The sequence below is a fragment of the Kitasatospora atroaurantiaca genome, assembly GCF_007828955.1.
In the GTDB taxonomy this organism is placed as follows: domain Bacteria; phylum Actinomycetota; class Actinomycetes; order Streptomycetales; family Streptomycetaceae; genus Kitasatospora; species Kitasatospora atroaurantiaca.
The window spans coordinates 5,297,345-5,314,074 of sequence record NZ_VIVR01000001.1 but is presented as its reverse complement, the minus strand read 5'-3'; the positions used below and the strand labels follow the sequence as shown (position 1 = coordinate 5,314,074).

The following is a 16,730-nucleotide window of genomic DNA, read 5'->3' as shown; positions in this document are numbered from 1 at the left end:
GCGACCGGCGAGGAGGGGGATCTCCCCCCATTATGTACGCCCCGGACAAGCGAAGAGGCCGAATCCACCGCTGCGGAGTCAGGACCTGAGATCCACCAGCAACGGCGGGACCTGTTCGCCTGCGACCGTGCTCAGCGAGATGACCGCGTGCCCGGTGGGCAGCGCATGGGCGAGCTCGGACGGCGACCAGCGGTGGCGCTCGACGTCCCGTGTGGTGACGCTCTCGGTCTGCGCCGTCGTGCCGGAGAGGGCCTTGCGGCCGACCCGGGCCGCGCGCCTGAGCAGTCCGCCGGAGGTGTCGGGGGCATGGGTGATCGCGGTCTCCTGGACCAGATGGGTGCCCCAGGCCTCGGAGAAGAGCTTGCCGTCCCAGGGCGCGATGCCCGGGAAGGCCATCCGGCAGCCGACCGCACCGAACAGCGGGGCCCGCAGCGCCTCCGGCAGGTCGACGAGGGTGCGCAGCAGCAGTACGGCGCCCGCATTGGCGCCGCGCATCCGCTGCAGGCCACGCACCGTGTGCGCGTCGAGGGCGGCCGAGGCGTCGTCGACCACCAGCCCGGCGAACAGCGCGCGCTCCTCCCGGACGGCGGTGGCCTGGACGAACTGGCCGGTCACCAGCCGGGAGAGCATCCGGGCGGCCTCGGGGTGGCTGCGCTCGGGCAGCTTGACCCGGACCCGCAGCGGGTGGTCGAGGGCACGCATCGCGAAGGCGGGCTTGCCCGGCTCGGCGCCGGGGAAGCAGCCGGCGAAGGCCGGGCGGTCCAGCAGGGCGAGCCGGTCGGCGAGCAGCGCACCGGGGTCGTCGGCGCGGCCGTGCTGGCGTACGCGGTGCTGCAGATCGGGCTGGTACACCTCCAGCAGCTCGGCCTCGCGGAGGGTCTTGCCGAGGGCGACGAAGCTGTCCGGGTCTCCGCCGAGCAGGGCGCGCAGCTCGCGCACGCCCGGGTAGCGCCGGAACGCGGCGTGGAACGGGCCGACGATCTGCTGCAGCGCGGTGCGAGCGCTCTCGGTGCGGGCCGCGAGCTCGTCGGGGAGCAGCGCGTCGGCGAGCCGGGCGGCCGCCTCGTCCACGTCCTTGGCCGCGCCGAAGAGGTCGAGTCCGTACGCCGACTGCGGGTCGCCGGGCGCGATGACCACGTCGTACCACTCGTCGGGGCCGAGGTCGGCGTCGGCGGAGCCGATCACCACGGCGCAGGCGGTTCCGGCCAGGGCCTGGAGGCAGAGCGCCTCGGCGACCGGACGGGCGAGGTGGGCGGTCTTGCCGGTGCCGGCCGGGCCGACGGCGAGCAGCGAGGTGCCGAGCAGGGTGGGGTCGAGGGCGAAGCCCGCGGTCCGGTGGGCGGGCGGGTTCTTGATCACGTCCTGCGCCGTGCCGAGCCGGACCTGACGGGTCAGCAGGTCGTGCCTGGCGCTGCGGCCGGGGAGGTCGCGGGCCTCCGAGGGGTGCGCGCAGGCGGCGGCTCCGCGCTCGGCGATCTGTTCGGTGAAGGCGGGCAGCAGCTCCGGGTCGGCGAGGACGGTCTCCCAGGCGCGCTGGATGCGCACGTAGTCGACGTCGCCGACGTGCTCGGTGTCGAGGTGCCGGGCGGCGAGGTCCGCACCGCCGTACCGCAGCTGGTGCCACGGGTCGGCCGGCCCGGTGGGCTGCGCGGCGTCCTGGAGCTCGTCCGGCTGCTCGTGGGTGACGGTCCGGGCGAGCAGCGGGGCCACGTACCGGCGCCAGACCTCCGGCCAGCGGCCCATCCGGCCGAAGAGTTTGACCACGCCGGCCACCACGGCGGCGTTCACCAGCAGCAGGACGATCACGGCGGCGGTCTGGGACAGGCCGTTCAACAGTCCGAACAGGCCCGCCAGGGCGAAGACGAGGTTGACGCCGTAGATGTAGGCGAACCAGCCGACCAGCAGGTTGAGCGCGGCCCGCAGCAGCAGCGGGCCGGCCGGAACGCCGGCGTCCTTGGTACGGGCCGGGTCGGCCGGGCGGTAGCCGTAGCGGTAGACACCGGGGGCGGCCTCGGGGCGCGGCTCGCCCGCCCAGCCCGCCAGGTCGAAGGGACCGCTGCGCTGCGTGGGGACGGCGGACGCCTTGTACAGCTCGGCGGGCCGGTCCACCCCGATGGCCCGCTGCCCCTGTGTGCCGTCCAGTCCCATCGCGGCCCCGCTCCCTACACGCCCACCCGGCATTGCCCATACCCATGCCGCCGGTCCGGCGACACGCCCGCGCTCAATGTAGTGGAGTGAGGGCACCCGGTAGCCGATCTCCGCGCGCTGGCCGTGCAGGACAAGTCGAACGGCGCACTGCTACCGAGTGGCGCATGCCCGAGCGTCCGGCCCGGCCGTAGCCTGCGAGTTACCGCGCCTTGAGAATTTGGAGAACACCATGAGCGCTGCAACGCCGCTCCCGCAGGAGCGCCGCCTGGTCACCGCGATCCCCGGCCCGAAGTCGCAGGAGCTGCAGGCTCGCAAGCTGGGCGCGGTGGCGGCCGGTGTGGGCACCACGCTGCCCGTGTACGTCTCGCGCGCCGGCGGCGGCGTGCTGGAGGACGTGGACGGCAACTCGCTGATCGACTTCGGCTCCGGCATCGCCGTGACCAACGTCGGCAACAGCGCCGCCGCCGTGGTCGCCAAGGCCACCGAGCAGCTCGCCGCCTTCACCCACACCTGTTTCATGGTGACCCCGTACGAGGGTTACGTGGCCGTGGCGGAGCAGCTCAACGAGCTGACCCCGGGCGACCACGAGAAGCGCACCGCGCTCTTCAACTCGGGCGCCGAGGCCGTCGAGAACGCGGTCAAGATCGCCCGCGCGTACACCAAGCGCACCGCCGTCGTGGTCTTCGACCACGGCTACCACGGCCGCACCAACCTCACCATGGGCCTGACGGCGAAGAACATGCCGTACAAGCAGGGCTTCGGTCCGTTCGCCCCCGAGATCTACCGCGTGCCGGTCGCGTACCCGTACCGCTGGCTGACCGGTGCCGAGAACTGCGCCGCCGAGGCGGCCGCGCAGGCGATCGACATCATCAACAAGCAGATCGGTGCCGACAACGTCGCGGCGATCATCATCGAGCCGATCCAGGGCGAGGGCGGCTTCATCGAGCCGGCCAAGGGCTTCCTCCCGGCCATCGTCGAGTACGCCAAGGCGAACGGCATCGTCTTCGTCGCGGACGAGATCCAGACCGGCTTCTGCCGCACCGGCCAGTGGTTCGCGTGCGAGGACGAGAACATCGTCCCGGACCTGATCACGACCGCCAAGGGCATCGCCGGCGGTCTGCCGCTGGCCGCCGTGACCGGCCGCGCCGAGATCATGGACGCCGCGCACGCGGGCGGCCTGGGCGGCACCTACGGCGGTAACCCGGTGGCCTGCGCCGCCGCGCTGGGCTCGATCGAGACCATGAAGACCGAGGACCTCAACGGCAAGGCCCAGCACATCGGCGAGGTCATGCTCGGCCGTCTGCGTGCCATGGCCGAGAAGTTCGAGATCATCGGCGAGGTCCGTGGCCGCGGCGCGATGATCGCCGTCGAGCTGGTCAAGCCGGGCACCAAGGAGGCCAACCCCGAGGTCACCGCGGCCATCGCGAAGGCCTGCCACGCCGAGGGCCTGGTCGTGCTGACCGCCGGCACCTACGGCAACGTGCTGCGTTTCCTGCCGCCGCTGGTGATCCCGGAGCACCTCCTCGTCGAGGGCCTGGACATCATCGAGAACGCGTTCGCCGCCGTCTGACGCTCTCCCGCGCCCGACGTCTGCGCGCAAGGGGCCCGGTCCACTCTGGACCGGGCCCCTTGCATTCGTGTGCGTGCACGACCGGTTGTGCGCCATCTGGTGAAGATGCTGTGCGAAACCACCGAAGCCGCTCGGCCCCGCACCGCCTTTGACGTACTGTCATGACAGATGGACAGCGAGCCGCAACCCTTAGCGACACCACCCGTAACCCCCTCGGGAGTTACGGGACACGAAGACCGATCGACCGACCGTCCGGCCCACACCCCCCGGGGCGCACGGAACGGCGATCACCGCAGCCGCCCCGGAGCTCTCCCCCCTGCTCCGGGGCGGCTTTCGTATGCTGTCGTGCCCCTGACACTGCTGGCAGTCCTGGCCGCGATCTCCTGGCAGGTCGCCGTGGACGGCCCCCTCCTCCGTCTGGACGTGGCCGTACGGCACGGGGTGCACGACCTTCGCCACTGGCTGCACAGCACCCTGCTCAACCACCTCGGCAAGGCCCTCTCCGACCTGGGCGAATCGACTCTGGCCATCCCCGCCCTGCTCGGCGCCGCCGCCCTGGCCGCCTGGCGGCACCGCCGGACGGGCGGGCCACGCTGGTGGCTGCCGCTGCCGGTGGCCGCGCTGGCCGCGCTCGTCATCCCGCTGCTGGTCGTCCCGGCGAAGGCCGCGTTCGCCCGCCCCGGTCCGTACGGGGTACCGCTCGCGGCCGACCAGTGGGGGTGGTACCCGTCGGGGCACACGGCCACCTCGGCGATCGCGTACGGAACGACGGCGCTGCTGGTCGGGCGCACCCTGACCGGGCCCGCCCGGCGACGGCTCCATGCCGGCACCGCCCTGATCTGCGGCGGCGTCGGGTTCGGCCTGGTCTGGAGCGACTATCACTGGCTGCTGGACGTGCTGGCCAGCTGGTGCCTGGCCGGAGTGGTGCTGTGGGCGCTGGCCCGCGCGGTCACTCGGCGCTAGCGTCCTCGTTGCGCTGGACCAGGCCGCGCTCGCCGTTGTCGCGGTGCCACTCGACGACCAGCTCGTCCCGGGCGCCGAAGCGCACCAGATGACGGCCGACCACGTCCTCCAGGCCCGGCAGGTTCTCCGCCGCGCCCTCGACGGTGAGCAGCAGGGCGTCGGGCTCGGCGACCAGGGTCGCGGTGCCGTGACCGAAGGTCAGCTCGCCGCGGCCGGCCTCCTCGGACCAGGCGGCCTCGATCTTGCGCCCCATGTGGGCGGCGAGCTGCTTGCCGTAGCGGGCAGGGCGGTCGGTGGCGACACGGGCTTCGGAACGGGGCATGGGCACTCCAGAGACAAGGGGGCACTTAGGGTGCCCTCACTTCTCACACGCTAGCCTGGATACTGAGCTTTGCTCAACATGTTATTGGAGCTCTACCTCGAACGGCCCGATAACCTGGCCCCACCTTCCCTCAGCCAGGAGCCTGCCCATGACCACCCCGCCCGCCGACACCGCCGCGGAACTCGCCGACGCGCTGACCCGGGCGATGAGGCGGATCAGGCGGCAGACCATGCACCGGCTGGAGCCCTACGGCATCACCCCCAGCCAGGCCAGGGCGCTGCGCACCCTCGCCCACGGCTGCGACGGCGGCGCGGCGATGCGGCTCAGCGAACTCGCCGAGCGGCTGCACATCGCCCCGCGCTCCGCGACCACCGTGGTGGACGCCCTGGAGGAGGCCGGACTGGTCGAACGGACCCCGGACCCGGCGGACCGACGCGCCGTCAGGGTGGTCCTGACGGCGGCCGGCCACTCGGCGCTGGAGCGGATCGTGCAGGTCCGGCACGAGGTCGCCCAGGACTACTTCGGACCGGTCAGCCGGCCCGATCAGCACTCCATGCTGCAGGCTCTGCGGGTCGCCGAAGAAGCGTTCGAGCCCTCCCGGACAGCGGCTGCGCCGGGAGACGCAGTGCGGTGAGGCCGATCCCGACGATCACCAGCACCGCCGCACACCCCGCGAGCGGGCTGATCCCCTCGCCGAGCAGCAGCCAGGACGAGGACATCCCGAAGACCGGGACGAGCAGCGAGTACGGCGCGACCGCCGAGGCGTCGTAGGTCCTGAGCAGGAAGCTCCAGGCGACGAAGCCGAACAGCGTCGAGACCAGCCCCACGTACGCGATCGCACCGATCCCGCTCGCCGTGATGCCGCCCAGCGCCCGCAGGTCCGCCTCGGGTCCCTCGACCAGCAGCGAGAGCGCGAGCAGCGGCAGCGGCGGGACGGCGCTGACCCAGACCATCCAGCGCAGCGCGTCCGGCGGCGCGGCCCTGCGGGTCAGCACATTGGACAGACCCCAGAAGACCGCCGAGAGGATGACCAGGGCGAAGGCCCCGACCGGCCCGCCCAGCCCCCGGTCCACGGCGGCCAGGACGATCCCGCCGAAGGCGATCGCCAGCCCGGCGATCCGCTGCCCGGTCGGGCGCTCGCGGAGCATCGCGGCGGCGAACAGCGCGGTGAAGATCGCCTGACTCTGCAGCACCAGGGACGAGAGGCCCGGCGGCATCCCGGCGTGCATCCCCAGGAACAGCAGCCCGAACTTCACCACCCCGAGCGTGCAGCCGACCAGGAGGATCCAGCGCCAGGCCACCTTGGGCCGGCCGACGAAGAAGATCGCCGGCACCGCCACCACCGCGAAGCGCAGCGCGCAGAACAGCAGCGGCGGGAAGCTCTCCAGGCCCAGGTGGATGAGCACGAAGTTCAGGCCCCAGACGGCGGCGATCAGGACGGCCAAGGCGATGTGACGAGGGGTCATGGTGGCGCTGGTGGCGGGCATGGACCGAGCATGGCCGAGGCCGACCGTGTAGCACCAGCGATGAATTCTGAAGCCCACGGTTTAGCATTGCTGCATGATGGATCTGGGGCGCCTGCGGGCGCTGCACGCGGTCGCGGTGCACGGCTCGGTCGGCGGGGCGGCGGCCGCGCTGGGCTTCACGCCGTCGGCGGTCTCCCAGCAGATCTCGAAGCTGGAGCGGGAGACCCGCACGGTGCTGCTGGAGCGTCAGGGCCGAGGCGTGGTCCTCACCGACGCCGCCCGCGAACTGGCCGACACCGCGCAGCGCGTCCTGGCACTGGTCGAGCAGGCCGAGGTGACGCTGGAGGAGCAGCGCGGCCAGGCCGTCGGGCGGCTGCTGGTGGCGGCCTTCGCGACCGGAGCGCGCGGTCTGCTGCCCCGGGCGCTGGCCGATCTGCGGGAACGCTGCCCCGAGCTGGACGTACGGCTGCTGGAGACCGACCCGTACCTGGCCGCCGAACTGGTGGCGCGAGGGGAGGTGGACCTGGCACTGGTCCAGGACTGGCCGACGGTGCCGCTCCCCGTGCAGGACGGACTGTCGCGGATGGACCTCGGCTCGGACCCGGTGGACCTGCTGCTACGCGCCGAACACCCGTTGGCGGCGCTGGCGGTGGTGCCGGTGGCCCGGCTGTGCGGGCAGCGCTGGATCAGCGTGCCGCCCGGGAACATCTGCCACGACTGGCTGGTGCGGACCATGCGGGAGGCGGGCGAGGAGCCCGACGTGGTCTACCAGGTGGGCGAGTTCGAGACCCAGATCGCTCTGATCGAGGCCGGGCTCGGGATCGGCCTGGTCCCCCGGCTGGGGCGCGGTCCGCTGCCGCCCGGTGTGGTCGCCCGGCCCGTGGTGCCCGAGCCCGCCCGGCGGGTCTTCACCCTCTGGCGCACCCAGGCCTCACGGCGGCCGGCGATCACGGCGGCGCTGGAGGCGATGCGGGAGCGCTGGCGCGAGCGGTAGCGGCCCATGTCCTCAGTCCGCGAGACCGATCACCAGCCACATGAACCCGACGGCCACCAAGGTGCAGAGCAGCGTCGTGCGGGACGGGTGCGGGCTGTGCGCCTCCGGGAGGATGTCCGAGGTCGCCAGGTAGAGCAGGAAGCCGGCGAAAAAGCCCAGGTACAGCCCGAGCAGGTGCTCCGGGATGGTGAACAGCAGGGTGATCGCGGCACCGGTCACGGGCGCCAGCGCATCGGCGCCGAGCAGGGTCAGCGCACGGCGGCGGTTGTTCCCGTACATCCGGGTGATGGTGTACGTGTTGAAGCCGTCCGCGAAGTCGTGGGCGACCACGGCGATCGCCACCACCGTGCCGACGGTGCCGCCCGCCTGGAAGGCCGCGCCGATCGCGAAGCCGTCCATCAGGCTGTGCCCGACCAGTGCGCAGGCGGCGGCCAGGCCGACGCCCTCCCGCCCGCCGTGGGTGTGCGGGTGTCCGTGGGTGTGGGCGGCGTACTCGCCCTCGTGGCCGCGGTGGATGGCCACGGCCCGCTCCACGATGTGGATCGACAGAAAGCCCGCGGCGAACATCAGCAGGGCCTGCGGCACGCCGTGCAACTCGTCCGGCGCGGCGTGGAGAGCCTCGGGCAGCAGGTCGAAGGCCACCACGCCGAGCATCAGTCCGGCGGCGAAGCCGAGGACCAGGTGCCGCCGGTCTCCGGTGCGCTGGGCGACGAAGCCGCCGATCAGGGTCATCAGGAAGGCGCCTGCGGCGACGAGTATCGCGGTCATTCGAGGCCCTCCCGCGCCGTGAGCGAGGGCCCGGTGCTCATGGCGTCGCGGTGATGGGGCCGGACGGCTGCACGGATCGCTGCCCACGGGCGCAGTCGCCCGGCCCGGGCCCCGGGTCGTACCGGAGCCCTCCGTTCAGCCTGCCGCCGCCGTCCCGCCGCCGCTCACCGGACGGGCCGTCAGGGTGACGCCGCACCGGACCGGCCCGCGCCTCGGCGCCGTCGGCCAGTGGGCTCGGCTCAGCCGTCGGTGGCGGCGAGGTAGGCGAGGGCGAGCTGGGGCGAGCCCTGGTCCGCCCAGGAGTGGCCGATCGCGGTGACGTCCAGTTCCAGGCCGTCCGGCATGACGAGCAGCGGGCGGCCGTGTCCGCCGAGGCGCCAGGCGGCGCCGGCGACGGTCCGGTGGAGCACCGTGCCGAGGTAGAGCCCCGCGTCGTTGCCCAGCCAGTCGGAGACCTCCGGGTCCGCCCGCCAGAGCGGCAGCATCTGGTCGAGCGCGGTGAGTGACTTCACCCCGTCGTCGAGCAGCACGCCCGCCGATTCGGCCAGCTCACGGAGCAGGCCGCACTCGGAGAACAGCTCGGCCATCGCCGCCTCGTCGTTCCCCGGCAAGGGCGGCCCACCACCGGCACCGGACGAGTGCCGGGCCCGCCACCTGTCCATGAATCCGATTCCCATCGCACCAGCCTGCCGCAGGCCGGTCGGTACCGCCGCTCGGCCCTCCCCGACAGTCCGGTCGGTCGCCGCCGGGCGGGTCACCCGCTGCTCGGTCGCAGGCTGCCTAGTCGCCCGCAGCGAGCGGCAGGCCGAGGTGGGTCCGGGTCAGCTCCCGTACCCCGTCACCGTCGATCAGGTGGATCTGGTCGAAGCGGCCGCCGCCCGCCAGGTCGAGGGCGGTCTCGGAGAAGCGCCCGCTGGTCAGCCGCAGGCCACGGTCGGCACCCTCCTCTCGCACGGCCTCGGCCAGCGTCCTGAGCTCCTCCTCACGGACCGGTGACGGCCCCCGGGAGGCCCACACCACCCAGCGGCCGGGCAGCGCACTGCCGCGGGCACCCTCGGCGGTGGCGACCAGACCGGCCGGCCCGCGCAGCCGTACGCTCCACTCGGCCAGGCCGCCCCGGGTGAGCAGCTCGCGGACCAGGTGGGCGAACTCGTTCGGCGAGAGCTCGGCCGCCGACGGCACGGTGGGGCCTGCCGTGCCGCTGGGCTCGACGGCGGCCAGGGCATACGGGTCCGGGGTGACCACGGCGTCCAGCTCGCGCAGCCGTACCAGAGCCTCGTCCTGCTCGGCGTCCGCGTAGACGCCCTCGCCGGGGCCCTGGTGCGGCAGATCGTGCGAGGGGTCGGGCGGGAGCAGGCGGGTGCGGGCCAGTGCATCCCGGTCGGCGTCCACGCTGAGCAGGCAGAGCGGCACGCCGGAGGAGGTCTCCCGCAGCCAGCCGTTGAGGACCACCCCGGTCAGTATTTCCTCGGTGTCCACGGCGTCCGCCGCCTGCAGGGCGCGCAGGGCGAGGCGCGCAGCCAGCCGGAGGTAGTCCGACGCGCGGTCGGCCGGCGGGCGGGGCACCGGCTCGATCTCGCCGTCGGGCGCCAGCCGGTAGCCGGACAGCGAGGGCACCACGGCGAGCGGCGGCAGGTCCAGATCGAGGACGGCGGTACGCGTGAGCGGCCGGAAGACTGCGCGGCACGGCGCCGGGAGGTCCTGGGTGGACCCCTCCGCGGCTGCCAGGGCTCGCTCCAGCAGTGACTCCACCGCGGCAGGCTCGGCCAGCCGGTAGGCCCGGCGGCACTCCTCCAGCGTCTCGTTGTACTCGCGGACGGCCCGGGCCCTCGCCTGCTCGGCCTGCTCGTGCGCCCGGCGGGCGGCGGCCTCACCGGAGTCGGCCGCCTCGGCCCGCCGGGTGCGCCACTCCCGCAGCTCGCGCTGGTGGCGCAGCCGCGCCTGGGCGAGCTCGCGCTGGTAGCCGGAGTCCAGCAGTCGGCGGGAGGGAGCCTCGTCCGGGGCGGTCGCGGCCGGCTCGGGCGGGGCGTAGTCCTCCCAGCGGGGCTCGGCCTCGGTCGTCGGGACCTCACCGGCCGGGTACGGGCGCGGCTCGTAGCTGCGCAGCTGGCTCTCGAAGTCCATGGCGGAGACCGGCAGCGCCGCCCGGCGCAACAGGTCGGCGAGCCGCTCGTGCTCGGCGTGGACAGTCAGCGTCCGATGGTGCGTCAGCGCGGCCGCCCGGCCGTGCGCAGCCACGCCCTCGTCCTGCCGCGTGCCCTGCTCGGGGACCACTGCGGCCGGGTCCGTGCCCGGATCTGCGCCTGCGCCGAGGTCCTCGCCCGCGCCGGGGTCGGCTCCGAGGTCGCGGAAGACCGAGGCCAGGAAGCCGGGTTGGAGGAACGTCGCAGTCGCAGTACCGTCCGGCTGACCCTCGGGTGAGTACTGCATCGGCGGTCGTCCCCCCAAGCTTGTCCGTGTGCTGGTCGGCTTGCTCCTGCGGCAGGCCGAGGCCGCGCGGGAGCGACCCCCTGGACAGCATTGTCCACCGTACGGGCGTGTTGGTCAGCCAAGCTCCTCAGTTGGTACGGGTGTTGGTCAGGTGCAGTCCGATGTAGCCGACGTAGATCCGCCCGCTGCCGGAGCAGTCGTCGAGATAGTGCAACCGGGGGGCGGTGCGGCCGCCGCCGATGCGCAGGTGCGCGCCCATGAAAGCGCGCCGGGAGGAGTCCACGCACTCCGGCACCGGGAGCATCCGCTCCCGCTTCCACTTGGTGTGGCTCTCGACCGTACGGGACTCGCCGCGCACGGCCTTGCGGGGCGGGAAGCGGTGACAGCCGGGCGGGGTGTGCTCGCACCACTGCTTGAAGTCGCCGCCGGCCTCGCCGCGCACGGCGGCGGCCGCGTACTCCTGAAGGGCCGTCAGCCCCTCCCAGGTCAGCCGGGCCCAGCCCGTCCCGGAGCACTGGCCGTCCAGCGCGAGCGCCTCCTTCTGGTCCCCCGTGAACTCGAGCAGCGGGAACTCGCCGAAGCGGCCGACCAGTTCACTGAAGTTGGCGGGCGCGGTGTCCTCGTCCGCGCGGGCCTCGGCGGCCAGGCGCACCAAGTCCACGGCTTCCGGCCCGGCCGCGCTGCAGAGCCGGCCGGTGAGCACCCGGACCTGCGCGCTGACGTGCCGGAGCGCTGCGCACTGCTCGTCGTTCTCCGCCAGCAGGTGCCGCTCTCGACGACGGGAGCGGTAGAGGCTGTGCCGGATCCGCTGCAGCTCATCGGCCCTGGCCTGCTGCTCGGCGGCATCGGGCTGCTGGTCGTGGACCTGCCCTGGGCGCGCGGTGCGCTTGGCCTCCGGCGGCACCTGCAGGACCGGGACGGCGGCGAGCAGGGCCGGCAGCGGGAGTTCGGCGGCCGAGCGGCGGGGCTCCCGGGCGAGCAGGGCCGCGGCCCTGCGGACGTCCTCCTCGATCCGATGGCGGGGCATCACCGGATGCCGGGTGCCGTCGTAGCGCGAGGCCGGGTCGACCTCCGGCAGATATGTCCGCACCGCTCCGCCGTAGACCTTGTGGTACTCCAGCGCGACGTTGAAGACCGGCAGCGCCGCATGATCCAGGACGCACAGGACAGCCAGGCCTGTCAGGTGGCGCACCAGAGGCTGGACGGTGTCGGCGAGCCAGGAGTCGAACGGCGCCGCCGGGGGCACGCTCGCCACGATCGTCGGGAGGCGGCGCTCAGGGTCGCAGAGGTCGTCGATCAGGGCGTCCACCCCGGCGGGCGTGATGAGCCGGGGTGCCGGGCCGACGGCGGCAGGGCCGTCGGTGGCATCGAGCAGCGGGAGGAGGTTGCGGGCCAGCTCGGGCACCGGGACCCGGCCTGCGGTACGGACGCCCGGACCGGCAGCGAGGTGCTCGGCCTCCAGCCGGACCCAGGTCTGCGCGTCGGCCGGACCGCCGTCGGCGGCCGGGGACGCGACGGTGAGGGTGAGCTGGTGGGTGCCGTGCGGGGCCGGGGTGCGTAGGCGGCGGCGGGTGTAGTGGCCCTGGCTCGGGCCGCCCAGCAAGGGGCCGAAGTCCCGGTCGAGCAGGACCCGGTCGCCGAGGCGCAGGCGCTCGGCGGGGAGGGCAGCGCTACCGGCCTCGGGAGCCGTGCTGCCGGCCGGGGGCTCCTCGCAGCCCTCCTGCTTCAGCCAGGCCGCCAGTAGCTGGTCTGCCAGCGAGACCGTGTCCTGGTGCGGCCGAGGAGTGGTGACCGTCATCCGGTAGGGCGTCGACTGGCCGAACCGGCCCAGCGCGTCGGATGGTTGGCCTGTGGACGGGGTGTGCTCCGGAGTCATGCGAGGTACCTCCCGTGGTGCGGCGGTGGGGTCTGGGGTCCTCCATCGATGGGGTCTGGTCGACCGGCTCCGCCCGGCATGGTGCCGGTGGCGGTTCCTTGCTTGGGGAACGCAAGTGCCCGGAGCGGAAGTTCCAACTCCGGGCATGGTTAATTCGTTCGAGTGTCACTCAGGATTTGTGCAACCGATTCCGCAACTCCGCTGCGCAGCGGGCTCGTCCACGCAGAGGGGCCTTTCAGCGGCCGGCGGCTGGGCCAGCGATCAGCAGGACCGACATTCGATGATCGAAGACCCGTCCGATCACCCCCGCCTCACACCGGGACCTCCACGTAGGTCCGCCCGGCGGCCACGGCCTCCGCCGCGCCACCGGTAGCCTCCGCCAGCCAGGTGTGAAAGGCGGTCACCTCCGGCTCCGGCACCCCGACCTCGATCCGCACCCCGGCCGCCTCGTAGGTGAGGTCCCGCACCACGTACCCCGCCGCCCGCAGGTCGTTCTCCAGCCGCCCGGCCCTGGTGTGGTCGGCGGAGACCGCGAGCAGGGCGACCGGGCGGCGCTCCAGCAGCCCGATCGCGTCCACCGCCTCGGAGACCGCGCTCCCGTACGCCCGCACCAGACCGCCGGCGCCCAGCTTGATCCCGCCGAAGTAGCGGGTGACCACGGCGACGGTGTCGGTCAGCCCGCGTCGGCGCAGCACCTCCAGCATCGGCACACCCGCCGTGCCGCCGGGCTCACCGTCGTCGTTGGACCGTTCACGCGGCTGCTCGCCACCGACCACGAAGGCGGTGCAGTTGTGCCGGGCGTCCCAGTACTGCTTGCGGATGCCGGCGATGAAGGCCTGCGCCTCCTCCTCGTCGGCGACCCGGGCGAGGTGGCAGATGAACCGCGACTTCTTGATCTCGATCTCGTGGCTGCCGGAGCGCCGAATGGTCAGATACGGCTTCGGGCTCGGCTCCGACATGGGGCGGTAACTCTCCAAACGAACAGCAAGCTGGCGGGGTCGTGGTCGACCCCGCCAGCCTAACGATTGTCCGCCCGGTGAAGCCCGGCCCTCTGCTGAAGCCCGGCCCTCTGCGGTGCCTGGCCCCGTCGGGGTATTCGGGTCAGCGCCCGGCCAGCGCGTCCAGCTGCTTGCGGTCCAGGCCCGTGAGCTCGGTGACCTCGGCCAGGTCGACCGCTCCGCAGTCGAGGCCGCGGAGCACGTAGCCGCTGAGCGCCTTCGCCGTGGCGGGCTCGTCCATCACGTCGCCGCCGGCCTTGGCCACGTACGCGGCCAGGCGGGCGGAGGCGGCCTGCAGGCCCTCCCGGTAGAACGCGTACACGGCGGCGTACCGGGTCGGCAGGTGCGCCGGGTGCATGTCCCAGCCCTGGTAGTAGGCGCGGGCGAGCGAGCGGCGCACCAGGTCGTGGTGCAGCTTCCAGGCCGCGTGCACCTGCTCGGTGGAGCCGGTCGGGATGACGTTGGTGGAACCGTCCGAGAGCCGCACGCCGGTGCCGGCCGCAGCCACCTGCATCACGGCCTTCGCATGGTCGGCGACCGGGTGGTCCATGCTCTGGTACGCGGCGCTGACGCCGCAGGAGGCGCTGTAGTCGAAGGTGCCGTAGTGCAGACCGGTGGCCCGGCCCTCGGCGGCGTCGATCATCAGGGCCACCGTGGCCCGGCCGTCGGGGCCGAGGATGGCCTGGGTGGTCTCGATCTGGATCTCGAAGCCGATCCGCTTCGCCGGGAGCCCGGCCCGCTGCTCGAAGTCCTCCAGCAGGCGGACCAGCGCGGTGACCTGCTCGGCGTACGTCACCTTGGGGAGCGTGAGCACCAGGCCGTCGGGCAGACCGCCCTCGGCGAGCAGGGTCGAGAGGAAGAGTTCGAGGGTGCGGATGCCACGGTCGCGGACCGCCGCCTCCATGCACTTGATCCGGATGCCGATGTACGGCGGCGCGCTGCCGTCCGCGACGGCGGCCGAGACCAGACGGGCGGCGCGGACGGCGGCGGCGTCCTCCTCGGCGTCGGGGCGCGGGCCGTAGCCGTCCTCGAAGTCGATCCGCAGGTCCTCGATCGGCTCGCGCTCCAGCTTGGCGCGGACCCGGGCGTGCACGTCGGCGAGCAGGTCGTCGGCCGGCAGGCCGAGTGCGGCGGCCAGCTCGGCCGGGGTGCCGGCGTGGGTGTCGAAGGCCTCCCGGGCCTCGCGGCCCCAGGTCTGCACGGTGTCGGCGTCGAAGGCGTCGGCCGGGACGTAGACCGTGTGGACCGGCTGGCGGGTGCCCGAGTCGCCCGGGTAGCGGCGGGCCAGCTCGGCGTCGACCGGCGCGAGCAGCGCCTCCACGGCAGCCCGGGCGGCACTCGAGAACGATGCTCCGCCCTCGGACTTGCTACCGTCCACCTCGACCTGCGACATCCGGACTCCTCCACGCTGCAGCGATTCAACAGTTTGTTGATATGAAGGTGAAGGTAGTGGCGGGGGACGCAGGCCGTCAATGGCCGACCAGGTGGCGGACCTCGTGGCGGACCTCTTCACGGACCGCTTGGAGAACTTGGCACCGGACCCCGGCGGACCTCGTCAGTCGCGGCCGGAAGCGACGTAGCGGTCCTGCAGCCCCGGCCAGATCCGGTTCAGCTCGGCCGGGCCGACCGAACCGTCCGGGCGGGTACCCGTCAGGCCGTACTCCTTGGTGAGGTACTCGGCGAAACGCTGGGGCTCGGGCTGGTGTCCGTACTGGTCGATGTAGTCGATCAGTGCGTCGAAGCACTGGTCCGGGTCCAGCGGCTCGACGGCGAGGCGGCGGTCCTGGTCAGCGCCGCCCTCCTGGCGGTCCGCCCCGTGGAACGCGGCCGACTCGCGGTACGCGCCATTCGTAGTGTGCGCACCGTTGGCGGCCTCATCGCCGATCTCGTCGGTGTCGTCGAACGGCAGCGGCTCGGCCTCGACCCGGGCTGACTGCGCCTCAGAGCGCTGGCCCGTCGACTGCCGCGCGGCCACCGGCTGCCCGTTCGGGCCCGGCTGACGGCCGGCGGACCGGGGGGCGTCCACGGCCTGGGGTGCGAGCTGCTCCAGCCGGACCGGCCGGGGGCCGACCTGCGCAGGCGCGACCCGTACCGGGGCAACCGGCACCGGACCGGCCGCAGTCGGCCGCGAGACCCTCGGCGGCTTGAACCAGGGAGACATCTGCCCGGGCACCCGGGCCGTGTACGCCGCCTCCGCCTGCTGTGCGTGGCTGCGGACCGCGCGCTCGGTCCAGACGTTCAGCTCCGTCTGGGTCGGCGCCTGCGCCTCGTCCCCCTGACCGGGCTCCTGGGCGTCGCGCAGCCGGACGGCCGCCAGCTTCGCCAGGGTCGGAACCGCGACCGCCGCCGACACCGGGGCCGACACCACAGCAGCCGCGGACGTGGATGCGGAAGGCACCGGTTGTCCGTCCTGAGTGACCGCCAGTGGGCCGTCGATCCGGTCCAGGATGCTCGGGTCCAGCGGCACGCCGTACTTGGCCAGCTTCAGCGGCAGCAGAGCCTGGAACGGCGCCGAACGCCGCCAGCCCCGCCCGTACCGGAAGCGCAGCTGTGCGCGGTAGACCAGCCGGTTCTGCTCCAGACGGACCGTTTCGTCGTACGAGCGGAGCTCCCAGAGCTTCATCCGCCGCCAGAGGCGGAACGTCGGCACCGGCGAGAGCAACCAGCGCATCAGGCGCACCGACTCCATGTGCCGGTCGGCGGTGATCGCCGCGATCCGGCCCACCGCGTGCCGGGAGGCCTCGACCACGACGACGAAGAGCACCGGGATGACCGCGTGCATCGCCATTCCGAGCGCGTCACCCCAGGAGGCCGCCGCGTTGAAGGCGATGGTCGCGGCCGTCAGCAGCCAGGCGGTCTGGCGCAGCAGCGGGAAGGGTATCCGCAGCCAGGTCAGCACCAGGTCGAGCGAGAGCAGGACGACGATGCCCGCATCCACGCCGATCGGGAACGCGTACGAGAAGGCACCGAAGCCCTTCTCCATGGCAAGCTCGCGCACGGCGTTGTACGAGCCGGCGAAGCCGATGCCCGAGATCAGGCAGGCACCCGCGGCGACCACGCCGAGCAGCGCCCGGTGAGCGCGGGTGAGGGATGGACGTGACATTCGATGATCAACCCCTGGAACTCGGCTGCTGCCGTAAGCGACCGTTGATGCCGGATCCACCCTCATCGAGGCACAGGATCACCGCACCACCG

At 73.2% G+C, this 16,730-nt stretch carries 14 protein-coding genes; 4 read left to right on the top strand and 10 right to left on the bottom strand.

The annotated features are described in order from the left end of the window. Positions 1-78: 78 nt before the first annotated feature. Positions 79-2,148 (bottom strand): type IV secretory system conjugative DNA transfer family protein, encoded by a 2,070-nt coding sequence (locus tag FB465_RS24190; protein WP_246192810.1) that lies wholly within the window; start codon positions 2,146-2,148, stop codon positions 79-81. 229 nt (positions 2,149-2,377) lie between these two features. On the opposite strand from FB465_RS24190, the gene gabT reads away from it, so the two are divergent. Together gabT and FB465_RS24180 are read left to right on the top strand one after the other, a co-directional pair. Further along, positions 2,378-3,718 carry a 4-aminobutyrate--2-oxoglutarate transaminase gene (gene gabT / locus FB465_RS24185; RefSeq protein WP_145793788.1) on the top strand — a complete coding sequence of 447 codons (1,341 nt, stop codon included), beginning with the start codon at positions 2,378-2,380 and terminating at the stop codon, positions 3,716-3,718. A 345-nt stretch (positions 3,719-4,063) separates the two neighbouring features. Beyond that, a complete protein-coding gene (locus tag FB465_RS24180) occupies positions 4,064-4,681 on the top strand; it encodes a phosphatase PAP2 family protein (RefSeq protein ID WP_170290679.1) in 618 nt (205 codons plus the stop codon). Here the strand turns inward: FB465_RS24180 and FB465_RS24175 are convergent. After that, complete coding sequence (locus FB465_RS24175; RefSeq protein WP_145793785.1) at positions 4,668-5,003, bottom strand: DUF2218 domain-containing protein; 336 nt, start codon at positions 5,001-5,003, stop codon at positions 4,668-4,670. The two genes, FB465_RS24180 and FB465_RS24175, sit on opposite strands and share 14 nt — an antisense overlap. Before the next feature lie 148 nt (positions 5,004-5,151). Between FB465_RS24175 and FB465_RS24170 the strand changes: the two genes are divergently transcribed. After that, the gene (locus tag FB465_RS24170) at positions 5,152-5,637 is read left to right on the top strand and encodes a MarR family winged helix-turn-helix transcriptional regulator (protein ID WP_211785849.1); all 486 of its coding nucleotides are present in this window, start codon (positions 5,152-5,154) and stop codon (positions 5,635-5,637) included. Here the strand turns inward: FB465_RS24170 and FB465_RS24165 are convergent. Further along, positions 5,534-6,469 (bottom strand): EamA family transporter, encoded by a 936-nt coding sequence (locus FB465_RS24165; protein ID WP_145797556.1) that lies wholly within the window; start codon positions 6,467-6,469, stop codon positions 5,534-5,536. The genes FB465_RS24170 and FB465_RS24165 overlap by 104 nt on opposite strands. Before the next feature lie 94 nt (positions 6,470-6,563). Between FB465_RS24165 and FB465_RS24160 the strand changes: the two genes are divergently transcribed. Then, positions 6,564-7,463 carry a LysR family transcriptional regulator gene (locus tag FB465_RS24160; RefSeq protein ID WP_145793783.1) on the top strand — a complete coding sequence of 300 codons (900 nt, stop codon included), beginning with the start codon at positions 6,564-6,566 and terminating at the stop codon, positions 7,461-7,463. Between the two features lie 12 nt (positions 7,464-7,475). Here the strand turns inward: FB465_RS24160 and FB465_RS24155 are convergent, their stop codons facing one another. From FB465_RS24155 to FB465_RS24125, 7 genes are all read right to left on the bottom strand, one after another. Further along, positions 7,476-8,231, bottom strand: coding sequence for a ZIP family metal transporter (locus FB465_RS24155; protein WP_145793781.1), 756 nt, complete (start codon positions 8,229-8,231; stop codon positions 7,476-7,478). A gap of 239 nt (positions 8,232-8,470) precedes the next feature. Further along, positions 8,471-8,908, bottom strand: a complete 438-nt coding sequence (locus FB465_RS24150; protein ID WP_145793780.1) for a DUF6278 family protein — start codon at positions 8,906-8,908, stop codon at positions 8,471-8,473. A 103-nt stretch (positions 8,909-9,011) separates the two neighbouring features. Further along, entirely contained in the window at positions 9,012-10,661 is a 1,650-nt protein-coding gene (locus tag FB465_RS24145) for a restriction endonuclease (protein ID WP_145793778.1), read from the bottom strand. Between the two features lie 127 nt (positions 10,662-10,788). Further along, positions 10,789-12,537 (bottom strand): hypothetical protein, encoded by a 1,749-nt coding sequence (locus FB465_RS24140; protein WP_145793776.1) that lies wholly within the window; start codon positions 12,535-12,537, stop codon positions 10,789-10,791. Between the two features lie 311 nt (positions 12,538-12,848). Then, on the bottom strand, positions 12,849-13,496 hold the full coding sequence (locus FB465_RS24135) for a YigZ family protein (RefSeq protein WP_145793775.1): 648 nt from the start codon (positions 13,494-13,496) through the stop codon (positions 12,849-12,851). A gap of 142 nt (positions 13,497-13,638) precedes the next feature. Further along, positions 13,639-14,928 (bottom strand): DUF6986 family protein, encoded by a 1,290-nt coding sequence (locus tag FB465_RS24130; RefSeq protein WP_145793773.1) that lies wholly within the window; start codon positions 14,926-14,928, stop codon positions 13,639-13,641. 162 nt (positions 14,929-15,090) lie between these two features. Beyond that, positions 15,091-16,638, bottom strand: coding sequence for a DUF2637 domain-containing protein (locus tag FB465_RS24125; protein WP_145793771.1), 1,548 nt, complete (start codon positions 16,636-16,638; stop codon positions 15,091-15,093). Positions 16,639-16,730 lie beyond the last annotated feature (92 nt).